9 protein-coding genes are annotated in these 9,080 nt (G+C 70.5%); 8 read left to right on the plus strand and 1 reads right to left on the minus strand.

Annotation, left to right across the window (positions count from 1 at the left end; translation table 11 throughout):
- The first annotated feature begins 692 nt into the window (after positions 1-692).
- Positions 693-1,235: an endonuclease domain-containing protein gene (locus tag GH736_RS25005; protein ID WP_235934084.1), complete on the plus strand. Its 543-nt coding sequence runs from the start codon at positions 693-695 to the stop codon at positions 1,233-1,235.
- A 135-nt stretch (positions 1,236-1,370) separates the two neighbouring features.
- On the opposite strand, the gene aspS is transcribed toward GH736_RS25005, so the two are convergent.
- Complete coding sequence (gene aspS, locus GH736_RS11925) at positions 1,371-2,717, minus strand: aspartate--tRNA(Asn) ligase (RefSeq protein WP_159603509.1); 1,347 nt, start codon at positions 2,715-2,717, stop codon at positions 1,371-1,373.
- Positions 2,718-2,806: 89 nt separating this feature from the next.
- Between aspS and GH736_RS11930 the strand changes: the two genes are divergently transcribed.
- From GH736_RS11930 to GH736_RS11960, 7 genes are all read left to right on the plus strand, one after another.
- Positions 2,807-3,763 (plus strand): Dyp-type peroxidase, encoded by a 957-nt coding sequence (locus GH736_RS11930; RefSeq protein WP_159603511.1) that lies wholly within the window; start codon positions 2,807-2,809, stop codon positions 3,761-3,763.
- Between the two features lie 89 nt (positions 3,764-3,852).
- The gene (locus GH736_RS11935; protein WP_159603513.1) at positions 3,853-4,497 is read left to right on the plus strand and encodes a histidine phosphatase family protein; all 645 of its coding nucleotides are present in this window, start codon (positions 3,853-3,855) and stop codon (positions 4,495-4,497) included.
- A gap of 11 nt (positions 4,498-4,508) precedes the next feature.
- Positions 4,509-5,159, plus strand: coding sequence for a TlpA family protein disulfide reductase (locus tag GH736_RS11940; protein WP_159603515.1), 651 nt, complete (start codon positions 4,509-4,511; stop codon positions 5,157-5,159).
- Between the two features lie 13 nt (positions 5,160-5,172).
- The gene (locus GH736_RS11945) at positions 5,173-5,928 is read left to right on the plus strand and encodes a cytochrome c biogenesis CcdA family protein (RefSeq protein WP_159603517.1); all 756 of its coding nucleotides are present in this window, start codon (positions 5,173-5,175) and stop codon (positions 5,926-5,928) included.
- Positions 5,912-7,666, plus strand: coding sequence for a cytochrome c biogenesis protein ResB (gene resB, locus GH736_RS11950; protein ID WP_159603519.1), 1,755 nt, complete (start codon positions 5,912-5,914; stop codon positions 7,664-7,666). Before GH736_RS11945 ends, resB begins: the two co-directional genes overlap by 17 nt.
- Positions 7,667-7,717: 51 nt before the next feature.
- A complete protein-coding gene (ccsB, locus tag GH736_RS11955) occupies positions 7,718-8,719 on the plus strand; it encodes a c-type cytochrome biogenesis protein CcsB (RefSeq protein ID WP_159603523.1) in 1,002 nt (333 codons plus the stop codon).
- Between the two features lie 98 nt (positions 8,720-8,817).
- A partial coding sequence (locus tag GH736_RS11960; protein WP_159603521.1) for an ATP-binding protein occupies positions 8,818-9,080 on the plus strand: 263 nt, incomplete at its 3' end.

Consider the following 9,080-nt stretch of genomic DNA (forward strand, 5'->3'; position numbering starts at 1 on the left):
ACCGGGTCGCACGAACTCCGAGGGGAAGACCATGAACACCACGCCCACCATGACGCTCGAACGTGAGCGAACGGATGCCGCGGCATCCGCTCACCGCACCGAACGCACCGAACCCACGCCGGCCACCCACCACCCCTCGACACCACCGAGATGACGCAAATCGACGTTCAGCCGCCGACGAAGGTCGATTCGCGTCACCTCGCGGCCGTGAGGCAGCAGTCTGACTCGACCGCGACCTCGTTGCGGGACGCTCCACCGTCCACAGGTCGGGGATCCGCTCCGTCGGCCGACGATCGTCGCCGCACCATTGCCGCATGCCTCCGCGCAAGGACCTCCCGGTACGACTCGCCGCCGCACCGTTCACCGTTGCCCACGCGCACGCGTCGAACGTCGGCGAGGGGCGGCTTCGAGGGCCCGATCTCGATCGACCCTTCCACGGAGTGCGGATGCCGCGGAGCGCCCAGGTCTCGATCGAGCAGCGGTGCCGTGCCTACGCCGCGAGGATGCGGGACTGCGAAGTCTTCAGCCACCGCACCGCCGCGCTGCTGCACGGCCTCCCGCTTCCCATCGGCCGAGACGACACGATCCACGTCTCGGCGGTGCAGCCGCACGGCATTCCGCGGGCCGCGGGGGTGACCGGGCACCGGCTTCGACCCGGCGGCGCGGCCATCGTCTCAGTGCGAGGTCTTCGCATGGTCTCGGCGGTCGACGCGTGGTGCCAGCTCGGCGGTGAGCTGCCAGTCCGGCGACTCGTCGAGCTGGGCGACGCGCTCGTGTGTCGGCGGGATCCACCGGCAGCGCTCGACGAGTTGGCCGACGCGGTCGCCCGCCATGCCGGCCATCGCGGTCAGCGTGCGCTTCGAGCGGCGTTGGAACTCGTGCGCCCCGGCACCGACTCTCCGGCGGAGACGGACCTTCGCTTGGACCTGGTGGCATACGGCCTGCCGGAGCCGCTGGTGAACGTTCCGATCCTCGATGGGTCAGGGCACCTGATCGGCATCGGTGATCTGGTGTACCCCGGATTCCGGGTGATCGTCGAGTACGACGGCGGGCATCACCGCGAGGACGCCCGCCAGTACGCGCGCGACGTCGACCGCCTCGAGGATCTCGCGCATGCCGGGTGGCGGGTGATCCGGTTCAACAGTTCGCATCGCGGCGCGCGCCGAACGCGTCGATTGGAGCGCGTTCGGGAGGCGCTTCTGGCCGGGGGTTGGGTTCCGGATGTCGCGACGTGACGCGAATCGACGTTCAGGACGTCAGGAAGGTCGATTCGCGTCATCTCGACGGGTGGGCGCGAGCGCCGCGTGCGCCGGTGGCCGGTGCGTCGGGCGCCCGGGTGGCCGCGGGAGTGGCGCGCCGCGTGGGTGACGCTAGGGGAGCAGGCGGGTCGGGCCGCGGAAGAGGTACGTCGTCTCGCGGATCGAGTGCTCCTCCAGCATGAGCATCAGCACTCGGGCGAGGCCCATGCCGAAGCCGCCGTGCGGCGGCACGCCGTAGCGGAAGAAGTCGAGGTAGAACTCGAGCTCCTCAGGGTCGAGCCCCTTCTCCTTCGCCTGCTCGACGAGCACGTCGATGCGGTGCTCGCGCTGGGCTCCGGTCGAGATCTCGACGCCGTTGTAGATGAGGTCGTACGAGTTCGTGATGCCCGGGTCGCCCTCGCGGCGCATGTGGTAGAACGGCCGGATGCTCGACGCGTAGTCGGTGAGGAACACGAAGTCGTGCCCGTAGGTCTCCTTGACGTAGGCGGCGATCTGGCGCTCGCCCTCGGGGTCCATGTCCTCGTCGGTGCGGGGGATCACGTAGCCGCGGTCGGCGACGATCTGCTTCGCCTCGGCGAGCGGGATGCGCGGGAACGGCGTGGTCGGCACCTGCAGGTCGATGCCGAACAGCTCGGCGATCTCGGCGCCGTGCTTCTCCTTGACGGCGGTGAAGCCGGCGACGAGGAGCTCCTCGTGCATCTTCATGACGTCCTCGTGGGAGTCGACCCAGCTCATCTCGGCGTCGACGGACGTGAACTCCGTGGCGTGACGCGAGGTGAACGAGGGGTCCGCGCGGAAGGCGGGGCCGACCTCGAACACCTTGCCGAAGCCCGCGGGCTGCGCCATCTGCTTGAAGAACTGGGGGCTCTGCGCGAGGTACGCCTTGCCCTCGAAGTAGTCGACCTCGAACAGCTCGGCGCGCGACTCGGATGCCGAGGCCATGAGCTTGGGGGTGTGGATCTCGATGAAGTCGTGCTCGACCCAGTAGGTGCGCAGCGCGTGCAGGAACGTGGTCTGGATGCGGAAGATCAGGTGCTGCTTGGGGTGGCGCAGGTCGAGGAAGCGCCAGTCCATGCGCTTGTCGAGGCTGGAGTCGGCCGCGATGGGCGTCTCGGGGTTCGCCTCGGCGACCACCTCGAGCGAGCCGATCTTCACCTCGATGCCGCCGAGCTTCACGCGCTCGTCGTGCTTGAGCTCGCCCGTGACCGTGATGAACGAGCCGTGCGAGAGCGCCGAGATCGTCTCGGTGGTGGCAAGCGCCTCGGCCGCGCCGACGCTGACACCCTCGGGGTCGAGCTCCCGAGTCGCGGGGTTCACGAGCTGCACCGCACCCGACTCGTCGCGCAGGATGACGAACTGCACCTTCTTCTGATCGCGCACGGTCTCGACCCATCCGGCGACGGTGACGGGGCCGTCGGGGAGCGCGGCGAGGTTCTTGATCAAGGTGCGTGAGTTCACGATCGACCATCCTACCGGGGCGTTTCCGCGCGCCTCCCGGTACCATCGGCGAGCAGCGAGCGGATGCCGCGGCGGGAGGGAGTTCACCGGTGGAGGACACGGACCGCAGGGTTCCGATCGATGCCCAGAAGGTCGACGCGCCGCTGTCGCAGTCTGCGGTCTTCCTCACGGTCGTGATCGGCCCCGAGCCGGGCGACCTGGCGACCGCCCGCGACGTGGTGTCGGGCCTCGACGACCTCGCGAAGACGGTGGGCTTCCGCGACCTGGGCGCGAACCTCTCCTGCGTGGTCGGGATCGGCGCATCGGCGTGGCAGCGTCTCGGGCAGACGGCGCGCCCCGCCGAGCTGCGGCCGTTCACGTCGATCACGGGCGGCGCCCACACGGCCCCGTCGACGCCGGGCGACCTGCTGTTCCACATCCGCGCCGACCGCACCGATCTCTGCTTCGAGTTCGAGCGACTCCTGCTCGAACAGCTCGGCTCCGCCGTGACCGTGGCCGACGAGGTCCAGGGGTTCCGCTACTTCGACGCGCGCGACCTGCTGGGCTTCGTCGACGGCACCGCGAACCCGAGCGGCGCGGGCATGGCGGAGGCGACGCTCATCGGCGACGAGGATCCGGCCTTCGCCGGCGGCAGCTACGTGGTGGTGCAGAAGTACCTGCACGACCTCACGGCGTGGAACGCGATGACCACCGAGCAGCAGGAGGCGGTGATCGGTCGCCGCAAGGCCGACAACCTCGAGCTCGACGACACGGAGCCGCAGCGGGCCCACAAGACGCTCACCACGATCACCGACGACGAGGGGAACGAGCTCGAGATCCTGCGCGACAACATGCCCTTCGGCAGCCCCGCGGCCGGTGAGTTCGGCACGTACTTCATCGGCTACTCGCGCCGGCTGTGGGTCATCGAGCGGATGCTGCAGCGGATGTTCCTGGGTGACCCGCCGGGCCTCCACGACCGCATCCTCGAGGTCTCGACGGCGGTCACGGGTGCGACGTTCTTCGTGCCGCCGCTGCACCTGCTCGAGGCGCTCGCCGACGAGGCGTGAGACGGCGGTCGACGCGCCGGCCACGCACCGGGCCGTCAGCGTCCGACCCTCGGCGGATTCAAAGGGAACGCCTCTCTAGACTGGAGACCGTGCCGGCCGAGCAGATCCATCTCGTGCGCCATGGCGAGGTGTTCAACCCCCAGGGCGTGCTCTACGGCCGACTCCCCGGCTACGGTCTCTCGAGCCTCGGGCACGAGATGGCCCAACTCGCCGCCGACGACCTCGCCGCCCGCGGCCATGCGATCGGCGCGCTCATCTCGTCGCCGCTGCAGCGCACCCAGCAGTCCGCCGAGCCGATCGCGCGGGTCTTCGAGCTCGAGCCCGCCCTCGACGACCGGGTGATCGAACCCGAGAACCGCTTCGAGGGCAAGCGCATGAGCGGTCGTGAGAGCGCGCTGCGCGACGTGCGCAACTGGGCCTTCCTCGTGAACCCGTGGGAGCCGAGCTGGGGCGAGCCGTTCGGCTCGATCGCCCGCCGCATGCTGCACGCGATGGATGACGCATGGTCGTCGACCGACGGCGGCGACGCCGTGATCGTGAGCCACCAGTTGCCGATCTGGATGGTGCACCGCCGGGTCGCTGGCAAGTCGCTGGCGCACGACCCCCGGCGCCGTCGCTGCGCGCTGTCGAGCATCACCACCTTCGAGCGTCGCGGCGCGTCCTTCGTCGAGGTCGGCTACCGGGATCCGGCCCGCCGCCTCTCCGCGAACGCCAGCGACGTGGGGGCGGTGTGATGCGCGACCGGATGCGGCCCCGTGCCGGGCTCACGATGCTCGCGGCGCTCGCCGCGGCATCCGCCCTGCTCCTCACCGGCTGCACGAGCGACCCGCTCGCCGACCAGTACCGGGAGGGCAGCGGCAAGAACTACATCGCCGGCGACGGCACCATCTCGGAGTACGCCGCCGACCAGCGCGGCGAGCCGATCGCCTTCTCGGGCGAGACGGTCGAGGGCGAGGCGTTCGACTCGGCCGACACCGTCGGCGACGTGACGGTCGTGAACTTCTGGTACGCCGGCTGCGCGCCGTGCCGGGTCGAGGCCCCCATCCTCGAGGAGGTCTCCCAGGGCTTCGCGAGCGGAACCGACGCCGCCGACGCCGGCGACGCAGCCGATACCGCCGCCGACTCCGACGTGACCTTCGTGGGCGTGAACGTGCGCGACCAGGCGGGCACCGCCGCCTCGTTCGAGAAGAAGTACGGCGTGACCTACCCGTCGATCCTCGACGTCGAGTCGGGCTCGGCGCAGCTCGCCTTCGCCGGTCCGGTGCCCCCCGCCGCGGTGCCGACGACGATCGTGCTCGACCGCCAGGGCCGGGTCGCTGCGCGCATCCTCGGCCAGCTCACCGACGCGTCGATCCTCGAGTCGATCATCGACGGCCTCCTGGCCGAGCAGGCCTAGGGGCTGCGGCAGCGTGGGCGGCGTGGGCGACATCGTGCTGAACGGGCAATTGCTCGCAGCCGTGCCCATCGCGCTCGCCGCGGGGCTCGTCTCGTTCCTCTCGCCGTGCGTGCTGCCACTGGTGCCCGGCTACCTCGGTTACCTGGGCGGGTTCACGGATGCCTCGGCCGTGGCATCCGAGGAACGACGCAACCGGCGGCGGCTCGTCCTCGGCGTGCTGCTGTTCATCGCGGGATTCACGGTCGTGTTCGTCACGTTCAACCTGCTCGCCGGCGTCGCCGGTGCGTGGTTCAACGCCTACGGAGAGGTCATCACCCGCGCCCTCGGCGTGGTGCTCATCGTGATGGGGCTCGTGTTCATCGGCCAGTTCACGTTCCTGCAGCGCACGTTCAAGCCGTCGTGGCGGCCCGCCACCGGGCTCGCAGGGGCACCGCTGCTCGGCATCGTGTTCGGCCTCGGCTGGACCCCCTGCATCGGCCCGACCCTCGCGGTGGTGCTGACGCTCAGCGCCGACTCCGCGTCGGCCGGCCGCGCGCTGCTGCTCGGTCTCGCCTACTGCCTCGGCCTCGGCATCCCGTTCCTGCTCGTGGCGCTCGGCTTCGGCTGGGTGACGGGGTCGCTCGCGTTCTTCCGCCGCCACATCCGCACGATCAACATCATCGGCGGATCGCTGCTCATCGCCATCGGCCTGCTCATGGTGTCGGGCCTCTGGACCATCTGGATGTACGAACTGCAGGCGGTGATCCAAGGCTTTGTCCCCGCGATCTGACCCCGACGCGCTCTCCCGGCCCGACGACCACATCGACGCCCCCCAGCGCGATGCCCCGTCATCCGACGAGGCATCCGTCAGCCAGCCGAAGCTCGGCTTCGTCGGCTGGCTGCGCTTCGCGTGGCGACAGCTCACGAGCATGCGCACGGCCCTGCTGCTCCTGCTGCTGCTCGCGATCGCCGCGGTGCCCGGGTCGCTCGTGCCGCAGCGCTCGAGCGACCCGAACGGCGTGACCCAGTACTTCGCCGACAACCCGGGCCTCGCGCCGGTGCTCGACCGCTTCCAGATGTTCGACGTGTACACGTCGGCGTGGTTCTCGGCCGTGTACCTGCTGCTCTTCGTGTCGCTCATCGGCTGCGTCATCCCGCGCACGAAGCACCACTTCGACGCGCTGCGCGCTCGTCCGCCGCGGACGCCAGTCCGGCTGTCACGGCTCGCCGGCTTCACCGAGCGGCCGCTGCCGACGGGTGAGACGCCGGATGCCGCGATCGACCGCGCGGCCGCAGAGCTGAAGCGCGCCGGCTACCGGGTCGAGCGCTACGACCTGCGCGGCGAGGCATCCGTCTCGGCCGAACGCGGCTACCTGCGCGAGACCGGCAACCTCGTGTTCCACACCGCGCTCCTCGGCGTGCTCGTCGCCGTCGGCATCGGCGGCGGCTTCGGCTTCTCGGGGCAGCGCGTGGTCGTCGAGGGCCAGTCGTTCGTGAACACGCTCGCGGCGTACGACTCGTTCAACCCCGGCCGCTTCTTCGACGACGGCACCCTCGACCCGTACAAGCTCTCGCTCGAGGAGCTCGACGCCGTGTACGAGACGCGGAACCAGGAGGCGATCGGGCAGCCCATCGACTTCACCGCGCACGTGTCGGTGCAGGCGAAGGGCGGCGAGTCGACGCCCGGAGTGGTCAAGGTGAACCAGCCGCTGCGCGTGCACGGCACCGACGTCTACCTGCTCGGCAACGGGTACGCGCCGACCATCACGGTGCGCGACCCCGAGGGCGAGGTCGTGTTCACCGACGCGGTGCCCTTCCTGCCGCAGGACGCGAACCTCACGTCGATCGGCGTGGTCAAGGTGCCCGACGGCCTCGAGGAGCAGCTCGGCATGGTCGGGTTCTTCTACCCGACGCAGGAGACCCTCGACTCGGGGGCGTTCACGTCGAATTACCCCGACCTGGTCTACCCGGTGCTCACGCTCAACGTCTACCAGGGCGACCTCGGCATCGACGGCGGCGAGCCGACCTCGGTGTACACGCTCGACCCCTCGAGCATGGAGCAGCTCACGGGCGGGGCGACCGGCGTCGAGTCGATCGAGCTCATGCCGGGCGAGACCGTGGAGCTGCCGAACGGCCTCGGGTCCGTCACCTTCGAGAACGTCGACCCTGATGCCGCCGAGGGCGACTATTCGCACAGCGTGAGCCGGTTCGCGAGCTTCGACATCCACGACGACCCGTCGCAGGGCTGGGTGCTCGTGTTCGCGGTGCTCATCATCGCGGGGCTGCTCGTGTCGCTCTTCGTGCCGCGTCGTCGCATGTGGGTCAAGGCCGTGCGACGGCGCGACGGCGCGGTGGTGCTCGAGTACGCCGGCCTCGCGCGCGGTGAGGACCCGGGCCTCGAGGAGGCGGTCGCCTCGTTCGCGACCGCGCACGCGGGTGCGTCGACGGATGCCGCGGCGGCCGCACCGGCGTCCGAGACGGCGCCGCCCGGCGAATCCGCCGATGACCGCGCGAATCCTTCGACGTAAGGTAGAACAGTGACGCTCGACGAGATCTCCATCATCCTCGTGTACTCGGCCATGGCCGTGTACGCGATTGCGTTCATCGCCTACGCGATCGATCTCGCGCGTCGGTCGGCTGCCGCGACGAAGGCGGCGGATGACGCGAAGTCCGCCGTCGGGGCATCCGCGCCCGCGACCGAGGCCGGCGCTGCGACCGGCACGGCCGGCGCAGTCGGCAGCGCCGCAGCGTCCGGTGGCGGCGCAGGCACGCTCGTCGCCGCACCGCCCGCGCGCGGGGCATCCGTCGCCTGGGGCCGTTCGCCCGCCCTGCGCGTCGCCGTCGCGATGACGGTGGTGGCGTGGCTGCTCCATCTCGCCGCCGACGTCACCCGCGGTCTCGCAGCGGGCCGGGTGCCCTGGGCGAACATGTACGAGTTCGCGCTCACCGGCACGCTCGTCATCACCACGGTCTACCTGCTCGTGCTCGTCGTCGCCAAGCACGACCTGCGCTTCCTCGGCACGTTCGTGACCGGTCTCGTGCTCGTGCTGCTCGGCATCGCGACCGTGAACTTCTACGTCAGCGTCGTGCCCCTGCCGCCGGCACTGCAGTCGGCCTGGCTCGTGATCCACGTGTTCGTGGCCACCTCGGCGGTCGGATTCCTCGCGCTGGGCTTCGCGCTCTCGGTCGTGCAGCTCATGCAGGCGCGACGCGAGTCGTTCGCGGCGTCCGCCAAGGCCGTCAAGCAGAACTTCCTCGCGACGCTGCCCGACTCGGCGACGCTCGAGAACCTCGCCTACCGGGTCATCATCATCGGCTTCATCCTGTGGACGTTCACCCTGATGGCGGGCGCGATCTGGGCCGAGGCCGCATGGGGCCGCTACTGGGGCTGGGACACCAAGGAGGTGTGGACCTTCATCATCTGGGTGGTCTACGCCGGGTACATCCACGCGCGGGCGACCCGCGGCTGGCGCGGCTCGCGGTCGGCGTGGCTGGCGATCATCGGCTTCTCGACGGTGCTGTTCAACTTCACCGTGGTGAACCTGTTCTTCAAGGGCCTGCACGCCTACTCGGGCCTCTGATCCGTACGCGGCGCTGAGCCGCGAGACCTCCCGTGCCTGCACGTCGGTTCAGGGCGCGCCCGGTTGCAGCACGCGCCTGCGGCGGGCATGCTCGCCCTGTGCGCAGTTCCCTCCTCGAACGCGAGACCGAACTCGACGAGCTGCGTGCGGCCGTGCGGGAGGCGGCGGCCGGGCGCGGCCGTGTCGTGCTGCTCCACGGCGAGGCGGGCATCGGCAAGACCACCCTCGTGGCGGCGCTGCGGGCCGATCCGCCGGCGGGCGCCCGGGTGCTCGTCGGGTCATGCGACGCGATGTCGACGCCGCGCACGCTCGGTCCGCTCCGGGACCTCGCCGCCGTGGTGGGGCCGCGACTGGGCGAGGC

The sequence above is a fragment of the Agromyces humi genome (genome assembly GCF_009720255.1).
GTDB lineage: Bacteria > Actinomycetota > Actinomycetes > Actinomycetales > Microbacteriaceae > Agromyces > Agromyces humi.

Bases quoted from the DNA above. Each gene is read 5' to 3' on its own strand.
- ccsB (WP_159603523.1), top strand. From the start codon at position 7,718: ATGGCCGTGTACGCGATTGCGTTCATCGCCTACGCGATCGATCTCGCG.
- GH736_RS25005 (WP_235934084.1), top strand. From the start codon at position 693: ATGGTCTCGGCGGTCGACGCGTGGTGCCAGCTCGGCGGTGAGCTGCCA.
- GH736_RS11940 (WP_159603515.1), top strand. From the start codon at position 4,509: ATGCGGCCCCGTGCCGGGCTCACGATGCTCGCGGCGCTCGCCGCGGCA.